Below are 16,193 nucleotides of genomic sequence, written 5' to 3'. Positions count from 1 at the left end.
CTTTAAATGGTACGTCCTCTCGGGCTCGAACCGAGGACCCTCTGATTAAAAGTCAGATGCTCTAACCAACTGAGCTAAGGACGCACCGCGCGACGTCCGGGCTGGCCCGAACCGTCGAAGGGCGCCTTCTGTTGTAATCCGGCCTTCCGGTCAAGACCCGGTCTGCTACTCATTGGGCATGAAACCGTTAAATGGCGTCCGCATCATCGAATTCGACGGCTTGGGGCCGGTGACCTTCGCCGGAATGATGCTGGCGGACCTGGGGGCGGAGGTGGTGCGGCTGACGCGCAAAGCCTCGGCCGAACCGGCGGTCTTCGACGAGGTCGGAGGCGAGGTCCTGCATCGGGGACGAGCGGCCGTTCCGGTCGATCTGAAATCACCGGCGGATCGCGAGCGCATCCTGCAACTGATCGATGGGGCCGACGCGGTGATCGAAGGCTTTCGGCCCGGCGTCATGGAGAGGTTGGGCTATGGTCCCGACGTCCTCCAGGCGCGAAAGCCCGCGCTGGTGTTCGGACGTGTGACGGGATGGGGCCAGACGGGGCCGCTGGCGAATGCGGTCGGGCATGATCTGAACTACATCGGCCTGTCGGGCATGTTGCACGCCATGGGCGAGGCGGATCGTCCGCCCTGCCCGCCGTTGAACCTGGTCGGAGATTACGGCGGCGGGGCCATGCTGCTGGTGGTCGGGGTGCTGGCCGCGCTGGTGGAGGCCAGGACGACGGGCCGGGGACGCGTGGTGGACGCCGCCATGACGGATGGGGCGGCCCTGCTAGGCGGTCTGTTCCAGGCCTTGCGGGGGCGAGGACTGTGGAGCGACCAGCGCGGATCCAACCTGTTGGACGGGGGCGCGCCCTTCTATCGGTGCTACGCCTGTCGCGACGGCGGGTTCGTGGCGGTGGCGGCGCTGGAGCCCCGATTTTACGCCGCGCTGCTGGCCGGCCTGGAGATCGATCCGGCTGAAGCGGTTCAATACGACATCGCCGCCTGGCCGGCCCTGCAGGCGCGGCTTGCGGCCTTGTTCGCGAGCAGAGACCGCGACGACTGGAGCGCCCATTTTGCCGGGACTGAAGCCTGTGTCACGCCAGTGCTGAGCCTGGCCGAGGCGCCGGATCACCTGCACAACCAGGCGCGAGGAACATTCCAAAGCGGCCTGCCGCAAGCCGCGCCCCGCTTCGACGGCGTAACTTTTGCGCCCGCCCCAAAGTTCGAACTGAGCTTGGATCAAATGGTCACAAAATGGTCCGATCCCGCAGGATGACCGACGCAGATTTCGGCGCTAAGGGAACAGCTCAGCGCGACAGGCGTTTGGTCGGCGGAGACCGGGGACTTTCATGACACGCTCGATTTTTGTCTTGGCCGCCGCCGCAAGCGTGCTCGCGCTGTCGGCCTGCGACGACCGTCCCTCGCGTTCGGACGACGACTATCGCGAGATGTCGGTCCAGCCGGCGCCCCCGCCGGTTAAGGAAGAAGCCCCCCCGCCCGCGCCAGAGGTGCAGGACCCGACGCCCACGCCTCCGCCGTCGACAACGCTTCCGCCTGAGGAACGCACGTCGGAACAGTCGGTCCAGCCCGAGAGCGAGACTCTGTTCTACTGACGAACAGGTATGCCGGGGGGCGTCCTTTTGACGAAAGATCGAGTTTGACGTTCAGGCCTACCCTGCTGGTCGCCCTCGCGGCGTTTTCGGCCTGCGCCCATGCAGCGGCGGCGGAACCCCGCGCGCAGATTCGGGGCGACATGGACGGCGATCTGCGGCGGGCACTGGAGCGGGCCGTCGGCGAGGTGGACGGCGCGCCGGCCAGCCGCTTCGAGGCGCGTCGTCGCGCCGAAAGCGCCGTGACCTCGGCGACCGCCCTGCTGCGATCCGAAGGCTACTATCAACCGGTCGTCGAAGACATCGTCGAGGGCGAGGAGACGCCGATCGCGGTGGTTTCGGTCGAACCAGGGCGCCGTTTCGTGCTGACCGATCCGACGATCCAGTGGGCCGATCCCGCGCCGGAGGCCGAGGCGGCGGACAAGGCCAAAGACGCCGTTGCCCTGAAGGCCGGCGATCCGGGGCGGGCGGCGGACGTCATATCCGGCGAGGGTCGGGCCGTGGCGGCGCTGGTGCGTGACGGCTATGCCGACGCCAATGCCAATCCGCGCCGTGTCGTGGTGGATCACGCGGCCTTCACCGTCGCGCCCGAGTATCGCATCGCCTCCGGCGCGCTGGTGCGTCTGGACGGCGTGCGCCTGACCAGCCAAGGCCGCACCAATGCCGCCTGGGTCGCGGGTCTGGCGCCGTGGAACGAGGGCGATCGCTACGATCCCGAGATGGTCGCGGAACTGGAACGCCGGTTGCTGGACACCGGCGTCTATGACGGCGTCAGCGTCGCGCTGTCGCCGCTGGATCAGATCACCGCCGATGGTCATCGCCCCGTCGTGGTCAGCCTGCAGGACCGCCCCCGTCGCGTACTGGAGGCCGGCGCCACCTGGTCGACGGCCGAGGGCGCGGGCGTGGACGTGATCCAGACCCGCTACAATCGCTTCGGCCGCGCGGATACCCTGAGGCTGGAAGCACGACTGGCCGACATCGACAGCCGGATCGGCGCCGACCTGTCCCTGCCCCACTGGCGACGCCCCGGCCGGACGCTGAAGCTGGGCGCGGCGGTCGTCAACGAGGACACCGACGCCTATCTGCGGACGGCCGTGGTTCTGTACGCCGACCTGCAACAGCGGATCGGCAAGACCTCCTATTTCAACTACGGAATCGGGCTGGACGCCGGGCGCTACAGCGAGACCCGCTACGACTTCACCACCCTGCCCCCGCAGCGCGTGACCTTTGACCGTGATCTGGCGATCATCACCGCGCGGACCAGCGCCTACATCGAGCATTCCAACGATCCGCTGAACCCGACCAAGGGCTGGCGGGTCAATCTGGCGGTGCAGCCGACGGCGGTGACCGGCGAGAGCAACATCCTGTTCCTGCGGACCGAAACGCAAGGCACCGCCTACTTCCCCGTCGCGGGTGATCGCACCATTCTGGCCGGGCGGATGAAGATCGGCTCCATCGTCGGCGGCAGCGAGCTGAACGTGCCGGCCGACCGTCTGTTCTATTCCGGCGGGGGCGGTTCGGTGCGGGGCTATTCGTACCAGAACGTCAATCCGCAGCTGCCGGACGGCACGCCACGGGGCGGTCTGTCGCTGTTCGAAACCTCGTTCGAGGTGCGCCAGTCGATCGGTCAGAGCTTCCAGGCCGTCGCCTTCGTCGATGCCGGGTCCGTGGGTTTCCAGGAGACGCCGAACCTGACCAACATGCGCTACGGCGCGGGCGTGGGCGTGCGCTACATGCTGCCGTTCGGGCCGATCCGGGCGGATGTCGCCATGCCGCTGAACAAGCGTGAGGGCGACTCGGCCTTCCAGATCTACATCAGCATCGGGCAGGCGTTTTGACCGATACACCGCCCGAAGCCAGGCCTGAAGACGCGACGACGTCGGCCAAGACCGCGCGGCCCGCAAAGCCGCGTCGCGGGCTGGTCAGACGCATCACCCTGGGCGTGGGCGTGGTGCTGGCCGGACTGCTGGTGCTGATCGCCGCCGCCCTGGTCGGAGGGCGCGCCTATATCGCCTCGGACGGCGGTCGCGAAATGGTGCTGCAACGGCTCCAGGACCTGAAGATCAGCCGCTACGGCCGGCTGAAGGTCTATGGGCTGAAAGGCGACCTGCTCAGCGATTTCACCATCGACCGCATCACATTGGCCGACAGTCAGGGCATCTGGCTGGAGGCGAACAACCTCAGCATGGACTGGTCTTATCTGGCCCTGCTGCGCCGCAGCTTCCATGCCAACGACATCAAGGCCGAGACCATTCGCGTCCTGCGTCGGCCCGTGGTCGAGCCGCCCACCGGCGAGCCGCCCAGCCCCCAGCCGATCTCGGTCCGGATCGACAAGTTCGCGGCCAACATCGAACTGATGGAAGGTTTCTCTAAGGAATACGGCCGTTGGAGCCTGTCGGGGAACGCCAGTCTGCCGCGCACGGGCGCCAAGAGCGCGACGGTCAACGCCGACAGCCTGAACCGACCGGGCGATTTCCTGCGTCTGGCGGCGACCTTCGGCGGCAAGCTGGAAGACACGCGCCTGAACCTGCGCGCCAATGAGGCCCAGGGCGGACCGCTGGCGGGCGCTCTCGGCTATTCGCCGGATCAGCCGTTCTCGGCGGTCGCGGTTCTGAACACCGATGTGGTCAATGCGCGGGTCCAGACGGGACAGTTCGTCCCCCTGATCGTCCAGGGCCATTTCGGCGACAAGGGCTCGCGCGTGGCGGGCTTCGCCGACTTCAGCAACTCGGACCTGCTGGCGCCCTTCGTCACGAAGATCGGTCGTACTGCGCGGTTCGGCTTCGCCATGGTGCCAACGCCGGACAAGGCCAGCCAGGGCGTGGCGTGGAAGCTGATTTCCGACAACGTCCAGTCAGAAGCGCGCGGCCTGATCCGTAACTCCGACCGCAGCTCGCCCGACGGAATCAGCCTCAATATTCAGACGGCCTCGCTGAGCCGGCTGGTCGGCTCCGATGTGGCGGGACCAGCGGCCTATTCCGGCCTGTTCAAGGGTGACGCCCAAACCTGGACGCTGGACGGCCAGGTCAGCCTGCTGAACGCCAATGTCGCCAGCTATCGCGCCACGCGCATCGCCGGACCGCTGAATGTCGCGGTCAAGAACGGCCGCATCGATCTGGACGGCGACATTCGCGCCAACGGCGGATCAGGCGAAGGCATCATCGGCGGCCTTTTGGGTCCCGCCCCGCGCGTACAGATGAAGGCGGCGCGGATGAAGGACGGCGCCATCCTGCTGACCAAGGTCGATCTGCAGGGCCAGGGCCTGACGCTGAACGGCTCGGGCTCGCGCAATCTGCTGGGCGGGATGAACTTCCGCGGCGAGGCGCAACTGACCGACGCCAGGCGCGTGCTGCCTGACGCGCGCGGCGCCTTTGGCGGTCCGATCCGGGCCTCGTCGGCGCGGGCCGGCGCGCCGTGGGTGCTGAACTTCGACGGTCGGGGCCGCAACCTGACTGTGGGTCTGGACGAGCTGGATCGCCTGCTCGGCAAGACGCCGCGACTGCAACTGGCCGGCAAGCTGAACGGCGGACGCATCGAGGTCGAGCGCGGCGAACTGACCGGCGCGGCCGGGCGGGCGGGGGCCAAGGGCATCATCGAAACCGCCGGCAAGCTAAGGCTGGCGCTGGACTGGAACGCGCGCGGGCCGTTCGCGGCCGGGCCGGTCGAGATCGGCGGCGACATGAACGGACGCGGCGCCCTGACCGGCACCCTGGCTCAACCGCGCGTCGATCTGACCGCCGGCTTCCAGCAGGTGACGGCCGGCGCGCTGACGCTGAACAACGCCGACCTGACGCTGAGCTTCCGCAAGGGCGCGGATGCGTCGGACGGCCGGATTTCGGTGGTCAGCGGCTCCAACTACGGTCCGGCGCGCGCCTCGGGCAACTTCTTCCTGGGCGGCAAGCGCATTCGGCTCAGCGATCTGGACGTGGACGCTGGCGGCGTGACGGCCAGGGGCGCCATCGCCCTGTCCGACAGCATTCCTTCCAGCGCCGACCTGACCTTCTCGGCGCGCGCCGGGGCCTTCCTGGCCTCGGGCGAAGCCAACGGACGGGTGCGGCTGACCGACGGCGGCGGATCGGACAGCGCCATTCTGGATGTCAGCGGCCGCAATGTCCGGCTGGCGGGCCAGAGCTGGATCATTCGCAAGCTGGATCTGGACGGGCGCGGCACGCTGAACAACCTGCCCTTCACCCTGGCGCTGGACGTGGGCGGCCCCAACCCGGCCCAGTTCAACGGCACCGGCGTCTATTCGCGTCAGAACGCGACACACGGTCTGACGCTGCGCGGCGGCGGTCGGGTGCGCGAGGTGGCGTTCACGACCCGCAGTCCGGCCTCGATCACCCTGAACGGCGCCACGCGCACGGCGCATCTGGATCTGGGCGTGGGCGGGGGCGTGCTGCTGGCCGACCTGCGTCAGGATGCGCGCGGCGCCGCGATCCAGGCCGACCTGACGCGGGTCGATCTGGGCTCCATCTCGCCTGAACTGCGCGGCAGCGTGACGGGCCAGGTCGCCCTGCGCGGCGCCGGCAGCGACCTGTCGGGCACGGCCAATATCGCCCTTCAGAACGTGCGCAGCATCGATGCGCCGCGCGGCCTAGCCGTCGACGGACGCGTGGATGCCACCCTGGCGGGCGACCGGCTGAGCATCAAGGCGACGGCGGTCGACGAGGGCGCGGTTCAGGCGTCCGCCGATGTCGTGCTGCCGGTCGAGGCCTCGGCCGCGCCGCTCCGGCTGGCCATAGCCCGGACGCGCGAGATGTCGGGCCGGGTGTCGATCAACGGTCAGATCCAGCCGATCTGGGACCTGTTCCTGGGCGGCGACCGCAGCCTGGCCGGTCAGGTGGCGGGTCAGGCGACGATCGGCGGGACGCTGAACGCACCGCGCCTGAACGGCCGGTTCGATCTGAGCCAAGGCTCCTATCGCGAGAACGCGGTCGGTCTGGTGCTCAGCGACCTGACGCTGCGGACCCGGTTCGACGACACAGCCGCCCAGATCGAGACCTTCACGGCCAACGACGGCAAGGGCGGCACGGTGTCCGGCCAGGGCCGCATCGGCCTGCGCCAAGGCTCCGGGTCGAACGCGCAACTGATGCTGAACCGCTTCCGGGTCATCGACAACGATATCGCCGAGGCACGCGCCTCGGGCCCGATCACCATCGTGCGCGGCGCCGACGGCAATATCCAGTTGGGCGGCCGCATCGACATCGACGAGGCCAAGATCGAACCGGAGCTGCCCGGCGCGACCGGCATCGTCTCGATGGATGTGGTCGAGATCAATCGTCCCGGCGGCGATCCGGAGGAGACCGAGCAGAAGGCGCGCGGTCCGCAGATCGGCATGGACATCGTCCTGCGTTCCAGCGGCGGCAAGGTGCGGGTCAACGGGCGCGGCCTGAACGTGATCCTGGACGTGAACGCCCGGGTGCGCGGCACCATCGCCCAGCCGCAACTGACCGGCACGGCCAATGTGGTGCGGGGGGATTATGAGTTCGCGGGCAAGCGGTTCGTATTCGACGACACGGGTCGCGTCACCCTGTCGACCGATCCCAAGCAGATCCGTCTGAACCTGGCGGCGACACGTGAGGACGCGGCCCTGACCGCTTCGATCAACGTCACCGGAACGGCCGCCGAACCCAAGATCGCCCTGACCTCCACCCCGTCCCTTCCCCAGGACGAAATCCTGTCGCAGGTGCTGTTCGGACGCTCGGCGTCGCAGTTGTCGGCCTTTGAGGCGGCTCAGCTGGCGGCCGGGGTCGCGGCCCTGGCGGGCGGCGGCGGGTTCGACGTGATCGGCAACCTGCGCGAATTGGCGGGGCTGGACCGGCTGTCGTTCGGCGGCGATGCGTCTGCGGTGACGGTCGCGGGCGGTCGCTACATCACCGACGATGTTTATCTGGAGGTCATCGGCGGCGGGCAGAACGGTGCGGCGGTCAAGGTCGAGTGGCAGCCTCGACGCAACGTCGCCATCGCCTCGCAGTTCGGCGGCCAGGGCCAGACCAGCCTGTCGATCCGCTGGCGTCACGAAAGCCGCGAGGCGGGCGACCGTCGTCCGAACCGGGGCGGCCGCAACCGCTAGGCGCGGCGGCTGCCGCTATCAGGCTTTCCTCAGGCGCAACGGATTAGGCGGCCCAATTGCACGCGGCGAAAATGGTGCAACGGCGTGCAATTCTCCCAGCGCGCCGTTGTTTTTCATAACGAAAAAGACGGGACCGAATTGCACTGTGCGACGAAGTGCAATTTTGAAGGCCCAAAACACACGGCATCTGGTCAAGCATTGGCGACATCAAAGACCGGGCGCCGAATATAAGCCCGTTCGACATCGCGCTTAGATGAAAGCCGATACTAGCCTTCAAGCCACGGAAAAGGCGTAGGTTTGCTTCTGCATATGCGCTGGCTGCGAGGCGCAACCCGTCAGCGGGCGGCTAAAGAATCTTCAGCACCCGCTCGACCGGGCGACCGATCACGGCGCCCTTGTCGGTTTCGACGATCGGACGTTCGATCAGGATCGGCTGGTCGATCGCTGCGGCCAGGATGGCTTCGTCGTCTGCGCCGGCGTCCAGCAGCGCCTTGGCGTCGGCCTCCTTTTTACGCAGCAGGCCGGACAAACCGAAGCCGGTTCTGGACGCCAATCGCTGCAGCGTCTCGCGGTCCCATCCGGTCTTCAGATATTGGACCACCGTCGGCTCGACGCCCTGTTCGCGCAACAGGGCGAGGGCGTTGCGCGACGTGCTGCATTTCGGATTGTGGTAGAGGACGACCGACATCACGCCTCCTGCTTCAGACGATGCAGCAGCATGGCGCCCTGCAGCGACGCGACATAGATCACGCCCGACACGATCATGGCCGGCCAGGTCGTCAGGTTGATCACAGCGGAAGATCCGGCGACGGCAGGGTCCCCAGCAGCCGCATCCCCAGATTGGCCACTACGCTGTAAGCGATCACCGCCAGCATGATGATCGGTATGGCGCGCGTCGTCGTGCGCCACTGCACCACCGCCAAGACGCTGTAGAGCAGGACGGAGAAGATGGCGCTCGAGGCGATCAAGTATGGCCACATGACCTTCATGAACTCGCGTTGAATCGCAGCCTGATCCGCCGACAGACCCATCTTGGCGTATTCCGCGCTCATCGCCGTCTCGAACCAGCCCGAGGTGAGCATCCACCAGGTCGGGATCAGGCCGACGATCAGGGCGATGACCAGCCCGATCACCATGGCGCGCGCCGAACGCTGAGCCTCGGCCATGCCGCGCGGCAGCTTCAGCGGGTTCATGGCGCGGAGCCAGAGGTCGATCGTCTTGCGTGTCATTTTGCGGCCCTGTTCGCGCCGGAACCTAGCGGTGATCGGCGATGACTTACAGGCCCCGACCTTCACCTTTGAGGTCGAGGCGTCTAGGGTCCGGCCGATGCGGATTCTGACCTCGGACCAGGCCGTCCTCGACCACGTCGCCGCGCGACGCGAGACGATCATCGGCCGCACCATCGATTGGGCGAACATCAACTCCGGCAGCCGCAACGCCGCCGGGCTGAAGGCTGTGCTGGATGTTCTGCAAGCAGCGGCGAGCGCCCTGCCCGCCCGTGTCGAACGCCTCCCGACGCAGGGCTCGACCACCGTCGCCGACGACGGGTCGGTGCGGACAGAGGCCCATGCCGACGCGCTGAAGATCACCGCCCGGCCGGATGCGCCGATCCAGGTCGTTCTGACCGGCCACTATGACACCGTCTTCCCCGCCGACAGCCGGTTCCAGACCGTGACCACGCGGGCCGACGGCGCCCTGAACGGGCCGGGCGTCGCCGACATGAAGGGCGGGATCAGCGTGCTGCTGGCCGCACTGGAGGCGTTCGAAACCCATCCAGACAGACACGGCGTCGGCTGGACGGTGCTGCTGAGCCCCGATGAGGAAATCGGCTCGCCGGCGTCCGCACCGCTGCTGGCCGAACTGGGCGCGCGCGGCCATGTCGGCCTGACCTACGAGCCGGCGCTGGCGGACGGCACGCTGGCCGGCGCCCGCAAGGGCAGCGGCAACTATCATCTGATCGTGACGGGTCGCGCCGCTCACGCCGGCCGCGCCTTCGACGAAGGCCGCAATGCGGTAGCCGGCGCCGCCATCATCGCCGCCGCCCTTCACGGACTGAACGGTCAGCACGAGGGCGTCACCGTCAATGTCGCCAAGATTTCGGGCGGGGGCGCGCTGAACGTCGTCGCCGACAACGCCGTGGTGCGCTTCAACGTCCGGGTGCCGGACAAGGCGGCGGCCGACTGGATCGACGCGTCGGTGCGGGCCATCGCCGCGACGCCGCCGTTCGAGGGTCTGACGCTGGATCTGCACGGCGGCTTCACCCGTGCGCCCAAGCCGATGGACGCCGCCCAGACCGCCCTGTTCGAGGCAGTTGCGGAGGCGGGCGCCCTGCTGGGCCAGCCCATCGCCTGGAAACCGTCGGGCGGAGTGTGCGAGGGCAACAATCTGCACGCCGCCGGCCTGCCGAACATCGACACGCTTGGGGTGCGGGGCGGCGACATCCATTCGGATCAGGAGTTCGCCTGGCCCGACAGCTTCGTCGAGCGCGCCCAGCTGAGCGCCCTGATCCTGTGCAAGATCGCATCGGGCGAAATCGATGCGGCCAAACTGAAATCCCTGCGGATGGAAACTCTGTAGAATGCTCGTCGTCCGTCCCGCCGGCCCAGCCGATCTCGATCATCTCCTGGAACTGGCCATCCTGTCCGGCCCCGGCTTCACCAGCCTGCCTGAAGACCCTGATGCGCTGGCCGATCGTCTGGAGCTAAGCCAGGCGAGCTTCGAAGGTCGCGTGCCGTGGCAAGAGGCCTGGTACACCCTGATGCTGGAAGACGGCGACACGGGCGACATCGACGGCGTCGGCTCGGTCAAGGCGACGGTGGGACTCAAACGACCCTTCTTCTCGTTCCGCGTCGTCAACAACACCGTCCAGTCGCCCTCGCTGGGGGTGAAGCTGGACCACCAGACGTTGGTTCTGGTCAACGAATGCACGGGCTGGACCGAGGTCGGTTCGCTGTTCCTGAAGGCGGATCGGCGAAAGGGCGGCGCGGGCCGTCTGCTCAGCCAGTCGCGATACATGCTGATCGGCGCCCAGCCCGAGCTGTTCGCCGACAATGTGCTGGCCGAGTTGCGTGGCGTCTTCACGCCCGACGGCGCCTGCCCGTTCTGGGACCATGTGGCGCACAAATTCTTTCCGATGGAGTTCGACCACGCCGACCGGATGACCGGCTCGACGGACAAGCAGTTCATCCTGGACCTGGCGCCGCGGCACCCGATCTATGTCGAACTGCTGCCTGAACCGGCGCGCGCGGTGATCGGCAAGGTCCATCCGCAAGGCGTGCCGGCCATGGCCCTGCTGGAAAGCGAAGGCTTTAGGCCCAATGGTCTGGTCGACATCTTCGACGCCGGTCCGACCGTCGCCTGCGGCCGCGACAATATCCGGACCGTGCGCGACGCCCGGCGCCTGACGGTTCAGATCGTCGAGGGCGTCGAGGCCGAACTACCGGCCCTTATCTCGACCGACAGCGTCGCCGCCTTCCGCGCCGTTCGCGCCAAGGCCGACATCGATGGCGACGTCGTTCGCCTGACCGCCGAAACCGCCGCCGCGCTCAAGGTGCGCAGCGGAGACTCTGTGCGAGTAAAATCATGACCCGTTTCACCTCCACCGATCCCGCCACCGAAGCGACCAACTGGGAGGGCGATGCCGCCAGCCCGGCCCAGGTTCAGGCCGCCGTCGACGCCGCCCGCACCGCCTTCCCCGCCTGGGCCGATGCGCCGCGCGCCGAACGGATTGAGGGCGTCAAACGCTATCAGGCCGTCCTGAAAGACCGCGCGCCCCAGATCGCCGAGGCCATCGCGCGCGAAACCGGCAAGCCGCTGTGGGAGACCAAGACCGAGGCCGCCGCCATGATCGGCAAGGTGGACATCTCGATCCGCGCCTATGACGAGCGCACCGGCGAACGGACCAGCGACACGGCGTTTGGCCGCGCGACCCTGCGGCACCGTCCGCACGGCGTCGCGGCGGTGCTTGGCCCGTTCAACTTCCCCGGCCATCTGCCGAACGGCCATATCGTCCCGGCCCTGCTGGCCGGCGATACCGTCGTCTTCAAGCCGTCGGAAGAAACGCCCCTGGTCGGTCAGGTGATGACCGAAGCCTTCGCCGCCGCCGACCTGCCGACCGGCGTGGTCAATGTGGTCCAAGGCGGGCGCGAGACGGGCGCGGCCCTGCTGGACGCCGGCATCGACGCCCTGATGTTCACCGGCTCGGGCGCGGCGGGCGCGCATTTCCGCAGGAAATTCGCCGACGATCCGCATGTCATCCTGGCGCTGGAGCTGGGCGGCAATAACCCGCTGGTCGTGTGGGACGCGGCCGACGCCGAAGCCGTCGCGGGCATCGCGGTTCAATCCGCCTTCATCACCACCGGCCAGCGCTGCTCGTGCGCGCGTCGCCTGATCGTGCCGGAAGGCCCGCAGGGGGATGCGATCATCGAAGCCATCGCCGCCCTGTCCGACAGGCTGATCTTCGCCCCGTGGGACAGCGATCCCGAACCCTATGCCGGCCCGCTGATCTCGGCGCATGCGGCCGAAGCGGCGCTGAAGGCGTTGCAGGAACGGATCGACATGGGGGCCAAGGTCATCCGCGCCTCGGGGCCGGTCGCCAACCTTCCGGGCGCCTTCGTCAAGCCGGCCATCATCGACGTGACCGGGATCGACGTGCCGGACGAAGAGATGTTCGCCCCCTTCCTGTCGGTGACCCGCGTCGGGTCGTTCGACGCGGCGATCCAGGCGGCGAATGCGACCCGCTACGGCCTGTCCGCCGGTCTGGTCAGCGATGATCCGAAAAACTGGGACCACTTCATCCGCCGCATCCGCGCCGGCGTGGTCAACTTCAACCGGCCGACGACGGGCGCCGCCGGCGACATGCCGTTCGGCGGCCTGGGGGCCAGCGGCAACCACCGGCCCAGCGCCTATTACGCCGCCGACTATTGCGCCTATCCGGTCGCCAGTTTCGAGGCGGATGCGGTCGCCAACATCGAAGGCGAGATCAAGGGATTGCGATGATCAGCGCTGTCGAGGCCAACGCCGACGGTCTGATCGGACCGACCCATTCCTACGCGGGCCTATCGCCGGGCAATCTGGCGTCCAGCCTGAACAAGGGCGAGGCGTCCAACCCGCGCGCGGCCGTGCTTCAGGGCCTCGACAAGATGAAGACCCTGGCGGACCTAGGCCTGCCCCAGTTCGTCCTGCCGCCGCATGAGCGGCCGAACATTCCCTTCCTGCGGACCCTGGGCTTTGCTGGATCGGACGCCCAGGTGCTGGAGCGGGCCTGGCGGAGCGCGCCCTCGTTCGCCGCCGCCGCCTGTTCGGCCTCGCCCATGTGGGCCGCCAACGCCGCGACCGTGACGCCCAGCGCCGACGCCGCCGACGGCCGGGTGCATTTCACGCCGGCCAATCTGCACACCAATCTGCACCGCAGCCTGGAGCACCGGCAAACGAAGCGCGCGCTGGACGCCCTGTTTCCTGACGCCAGCCGGTTCGCCGTCCATGATGCCCTGCCCGCGGTCGCGCATCTGGCCGACGAAGGCGCCGCAAACCACGTTCGCCTGTGCGCCGAACATGGCGGCCGCGGCGTCAATCTGCTGGTCTGGGGTCGCGAGGCGTTCGAGCCTTGGGACGGCCCCTTCCCCGCCCGCCAGACACGCGAAGCGTCGGAAGCCATCGTGCGCCGCCACGAAGCCGGACGGCCGGTGCTGGCCCAGCAATCCCGCGCCGCCATCGCCGGCGGCACCTTCCATAACGACGTGGTCTGCGTCGGGGCGCTGGACACCCTGTTCTTCCACGATCTGGCGTTCGAGGACACGGCCGCAACCCAGGCCGCCATTCGCCGCGCGGCCGATGGTCTGTTCGAGCCGATCTTCGTCGAGGTCTCGTCCGCCGACCTGCCGCTGGCCGATGCGATTTCGAGCTATCTGTTCAACTCCATGCTGATCCAGGCGCCGGGCGAGGATCGCCTGACCCTGATCTGTCCGACCGAGACCCGCGACAACCCGCGCAGCCATGCAGTGGCGCAAGCGCTGGCCGCCTCCAACGGTCCGATCGGCCGGGTGCAGTATGTCGATGTGCGCCAATCGATGCGCAACGGCGGCGGACCGGCCTGCCTGCGGCTGCGTGTCGTGCTGACCGAGGCCGAGTTGGCGGCGACCAACCCGGCCATGCGCCTGACGGACGACCTGCATGCGCGTCTGTCGGATTGGGCCGGGCGCTGGTACCGGGACGAACTGCGCCCCGGCGATCTGGCCGACCCTGACCTGCTCACGGAAAGCCGCAGCGCGCTGGACGAACTGACGACGATCCTGAACCTCGGAACCGACTTCTACCCCTTCCAGAGAGGCTGATCCGGCCATGACGACCGCAGCACCCATGAGCCCCGCCCGCCGATTGAGAAATATCGTCGGCGGATCGGCCGGCAATCTGGTGGAGTGGTTCGACTGGTACGCCTATGCGGCTTTCACCCTGTATTTCGCGCCCGTCTTCTTTCCCAGCGAAGACCCGACGGCGCAACTGCTGAGCGCCGCCGCCGTGTTTGCGGTGGGCTTCTTGATGCGGCCCATCGGGGCATGGGTCATGGGCGTCTATGCCGACCGCAAAGGTCGTAAGGCGGGGTTGACCCTCTCGGTGACCCTGATGTGCACGGGTTCGCTGATCATCGGCGTGACACCCGGCTATGCCACCATCGGACTGGCGGCGCCGGCGCTGCTGCTGTTCGCGCGGCTGTTGCAGGGCCTCAGCGTCGGCGGAGAATACGGATCCAGCGCCACCTATCTGTCCGAAATGGCCGAGCCGCATCGCCGAGGCTTCTGGTCCAGCTTCCAGTACGTCACCCTGATCTCGGGTCAGTTGATCGCCCTGCTGCTGTTGATCGTGTTGCAAAATACGTTGAGTGAGACGGCGCTGGCCTCGTGGGGCTGGCGCATTCCCTTCTTCGTCGGCGCGGGCCTGGCGGTCGTCGTCTTCTGGCTGCGTCGCCGTCTGGACGAGACCCATAAGGCGACCGAGGCCAAGGACGCCCCGAAATCCAGCGCCGTGCAGCTGATCCTGAAACACCCGAAAGAGGCGTTCATGGTGCTGGGCCTGACGGCCGGCGGCACCTTGGCCTTCTACACCTACACGACCTATCTGCAGAAGTTCCTGGTCAATACGAGCGGGTTTTCCAAGAACACGGCGACCGAAATCAGCGCGGCGGCCCTGTTCGTCTTCATGCTGCTTCAGCCGGCGGTCGGCGCGCTTTCGGACAGGGTGGGACGGCGTCCCGTGATGATCGCTTTCGGCGTGCTGGGGGTGTTGTGCACCGTGCCGATCATGACGACCCTATCGACGGTCGAGAGCCCTTTCGTCGCCTTCCTTTTGGCGCTGGCCGGTCTGGTGATCGTGTCGGGCTACACCGCGATCAATGCGGTGGTGAAGGCGGAGCTGTTCCCCGCCCACATCCGCGCCCTCGGCGTCGCTCTGCCTTACGCCATCGCCAATGCGGTGTTCGGAGGCACGGCGGAATACGTGGCGCTCTGGCTTAAGGGCGCGGGCGTCGAGAGCGTCTTCTTCTGGTACGTGACCGGCATGATCGGACTGTCGCTGCTGACCTTCATCCGTATGCGCGACACCAAGCACAACAGCCTGATCACGCACACCTGACGCCGATCAGGCCGCGAACCGCCCGCCGCGCTGGGCGTAGGCCTGGGTGCCGCGGGTGAACACCTGGTCGGTCGGCAGGACGGTTTCGATGGCGAGGTCGTCCTTGCCTTTCAGCGCCGCATAGACCGGCCCGAAGTCCTTGAGCGTCTCGTCCTTCAGGGCTTCCAGGCTGTCGATGACGAAATAGACCTGCTGGAAATCGTCGATCCGGTACAGGGTGCGCATCACCCGCTCCAGGTCGAACCCCAGGCGGTTGGGCGACGGATCGTCCAGAGCAAAGACGCTCTCGGTCGCCGAGGAGACGATGCCGGCGCCGTAGATGCGAAGGCCGTCCACCTCCGTCATCAGGCCGAACTCCACCGTATACCAGTACAGGCGCGCCAGGTTCGGCAGCATGCCCAGGCTGGCCGCCCGCTGCCCGCCCTTGCCATAGGCCTCCATATAGGCGGCGAAATCGGGGTCGGTGAGCATCGGCACGTGACCGAAGACGTCGTGGAAGATGTCGGGTTCCTGCAGGTAATCCAGTTGGTCCGGCTTGCGGATAAACTGGCCCGAGACGAAGCGGCGATTGGCCAGATGGTCGAAGAAGACCTCATCCGGGACCAGGCCAGGCACACAGACGACGGTCCAACCGGTCAGGGCCTGAAGCTTGGGATTGATCACGTCGAAGTCGGGGATGCCGCCGGCGTTCAGGTCCAGTGCGTCCAGTCCCCGCATGAAGGCGTCGCAGGCGCGACCGGGCAGGATCTTCATCTGCCGGGCGTAAAGCGTGTCCCAGGTCTGATGCTCGACCTCGATGTAGGCGGCCCAGTTCTGGGGAATGGTCCAGTCGGCGGCCGCGCCCTCGGGCGGCTGTTCGAAGACGTATTCGAAGTCGGACATGGCGTATTCCTCTTTTG

At 67.5% G+C, this 16,193-nt stretch carries 12 protein-coding genes and 1 tRNA gene; 9 read left to right on the top strand and 4 right to left on the bottom strand.

The window, feature by feature from the left end; all coding sequences use genetic code 11:
• Window positions 1–7 precede the first annotated feature (7 nt).
• Window positions 8–84 (bottom strand) — tRNA-Lys (locus tag ABIB58_RS10120).
• 88 nt (window positions 85–172) lie between these two features.
• Here ABIB58_RS10120 and ABIB58_RS10115 point away from each other — a divergent pair.
• The 4 genes from ABIB58_RS10115 to ABIB58_RS10100 all read left to right on the top strand — a co-directional run bounded on the left by ABIB58_RS10115 (window position 173) and on the right by ABIB58_RS10100 (window position 7,668).
• Entirely contained in the window at window positions 173–1,261 is a 1,089-nt protein-coding gene (locus tag ABIB58_RS10115; protein ID WP_502909746.1) for a CaiB/BaiF CoA transferase family protein, read from the top strand.
• A 73-nt stretch (window positions 1,262–1,334) separates the two neighbouring features.
• Window positions 1,335–1,598, top strand: a complete 264-nt coding sequence (locus tag ABIB58_RS10110; RefSeq protein WP_039245520.1) for a hypothetical protein — start codon at window positions 1,335–1,337, stop codon at window positions 1,596–1,598.
• A 44-nt stretch (window positions 1,599–1,642) separates the two neighbouring features.
• On the top strand, window positions 1,643–3,433 hold the full coding sequence (locus ABIB58_RS10105) for an autotransporter assembly complex protein TamA (RefSeq protein ID WP_354040683.1): 1,791 nt from the start codon (window positions 1,643–1,645) through the stop codon (window positions 3,431–3,433).
• Window positions 3,430–7,668, top strand: coding sequence for a translocation/assembly module TamB domain-containing protein (locus ABIB58_RS10100; RefSeq protein WP_354040681.1), 4,239 nt, complete (start codon window positions 3,430–3,432; stop codon window positions 7,666–7,668). The genes ABIB58_RS10105 and ABIB58_RS10100 overlap by 4 nt, the downstream gene beginning before the upstream one ends.
• A 346-nt stretch (window positions 7,669–8,014) precedes the next feature.
• On the opposite strand, the gene arsC is transcribed toward ABIB58_RS10100, so the two are convergent.
• Together arsC and ABIB58_RS10090 are read right to left on the bottom strand one after the other, a co-directional pair.
• On the bottom strand, window positions 8,015–8,356 hold the full coding sequence (arsC, locus tag ABIB58_RS10095) for an arsenate reductase (glutaredoxin) (RefSeq protein WP_045810191.1): 342 nt from the start codon (window positions 8,354–8,356) through the stop codon (window positions 8,015–8,017).
• A 100-nt stretch (window positions 8,357–8,456) separates the two neighbouring features.
• Window positions 8,457–8,897 carry a hypothetical protein gene (locus ABIB58_RS10090; RefSeq protein WP_354040679.1) on the bottom strand — a complete coding sequence of 147 codons (441 nt, stop codon included), beginning with the start codon at window positions 8,895–8,897 and terminating at the stop codon, window positions 8,457–8,459.
• 97 nt (window positions 8,898–8,994) lie between these two features.
• Between ABIB58_RS10090 and ABIB58_RS10085 the strand changes: the two genes are divergently transcribed.
• The 5 genes from ABIB58_RS10085 to ABIB58_RS10065 are packed head-to-tail and all read left to right on the top strand — an operon-like array spanning window position 8,995 to window position 15,294.
• Window positions 8,995–10,245, top strand: coding sequence for a hydrolase (locus tag ABIB58_RS10085; RefSeq protein ID WP_045810487.1), 1,251 nt, complete (start codon window positions 8,995–8,997; stop codon window positions 10,243–10,245).
• Between the two features lies 1 nt (window position 10,246).
• Window positions 10,247–11,254 carry an arginine N-succinyltransferase gene (locus tag ABIB58_RS10080; RefSeq protein ID WP_045810193.1) on the top strand — a complete coding sequence of 336 codons (1,008 nt, stop codon included), beginning with the start codon at window positions 10,247–10,249 and terminating at the stop codon, window positions 11,252–11,254.
• Window positions 11,251–12,666 (top strand): succinylglutamate-semialdehyde dehydrogenase, encoded by a 1,416-nt coding sequence (astD, locus tag ABIB58_RS10075; protein WP_045810194.1) that lies wholly within the window; start codon window positions 11,251–11,253, stop codon window positions 12,664–12,666. Before ABIB58_RS10080 ends, astD begins: the two co-directional genes overlap by 4 nt.
• Complete coding sequence (astB, locus tag ABIB58_RS10070) at window positions 12,663–14,000, top strand: N-succinylarginine dihydrolase (protein WP_045810195.1); 1,338 nt, start codon at window positions 12,663–12,665, stop codon at window positions 13,998–14,000. Before astD ends, astB begins: the two co-directional genes overlap by 4 nt.
• A 7-nt stretch (window positions 14,001–14,007) precedes the next feature.
• On the top strand, window positions 14,008–15,294 hold the full coding sequence (locus tag ABIB58_RS10065) for an MFS transporter (RefSeq protein WP_185224643.1): 1,287 nt from the start codon (window positions 14,008–14,010) through the stop codon (window positions 15,292–15,294).
• Between the two features lie 6 nt (window positions 15,295–15,300).
• Here the strand turns inward: ABIB58_RS10065 and phhA are convergent, their stop codons facing one another.
• Window positions 15,301–16,176, bottom strand: coding sequence for a phenylalanine 4-monooxygenase (gene phhA, locus ABIB58_RS10060; RefSeq protein WP_045810488.1), 876 nt, complete (start codon window positions 16,174–16,176; stop codon window positions 15,301–15,303).
• Window positions 16,177–16,193: the final 17 nt, after the last annotated feature.

This window comes from Brevundimonas sp. UYEF29 (assembly GCF_040546195.1).
In the GTDB taxonomy this organism is placed as follows: Bacteria; Pseudomonadota; Alphaproteobacteria; order Caulobacterales; family Caulobacteraceae; genus Brevundimonas; species Brevundimonas huaxiensis.
The sequence above is the reverse complement of the archived record's forward strand: the minus strand, read 5'-3'. Positions and strand labels throughout refer to the sequence as shown.

Excerpts from the sequence above, each read along its gene's own strand:
- ABIB58_RS10090 (WP_354040679.1), bottom strand. The coding sequence starts at position 8,897 with ATGACACGCAAGACGATCGACCTCTGGCTCCGCGCCATGAACCCGCTG.
- ABIB58_RS10080 (WP_045810193.1), top strand. The coding sequence starts at position 10,247 with ATGCTCGTCGTCCGTCCCGCCGGCCCAGCCGATCTCGATCATCTCCTG.
- ABIB58_RS10065 (WP_185224643.1), top strand. The coding sequence starts at position 14,008 with ATGACGACCGCAGCACCCATGAGCCCCGCCCGCCGATTGAGAAATATC.
- phhA (WP_045810488.1), bottom strand. The coding sequence starts at position 16,176 with ATGTCCGACTTCGAATACGTCTTCGAACAGCCGCCCGAGGGCGCGGCC.
- ABIB58_RS10110 (WP_039245520.1), top strand. The coding sequence starts at position 1,335 with ATGACACGCTCGATTTTTGTCTTGGCCGCCGCCGCAAGCGTGCTCGCG.
- astB (WP_045810195.1), top strand. The coding sequence starts at position 12,663 with ATGATCAGCGCTGTCGAGGCCAACGCCGACGGTCTGATCGGACCGACC.
- arsC (WP_045810191.1), bottom strand. The coding sequence starts at position 8,356 with ATGTCGGTCGTCCTCTACCACAATCCGAAATGCAGCACGTCGCGCAAC.
- ABIB58_RS10085 (WP_045810487.1), top strand. The coding sequence starts at position 8,995 with ATGCGGATTCTGACCTCGGACCAGGCCGTCCTCGACCACGTCGCCGCG.
- astD (WP_045810194.1), top strand. The coding sequence starts at position 11,251 with ATGACCCGTTTCACCTCCACCGATCCCGCCACCGAAGCGACCAACTGG.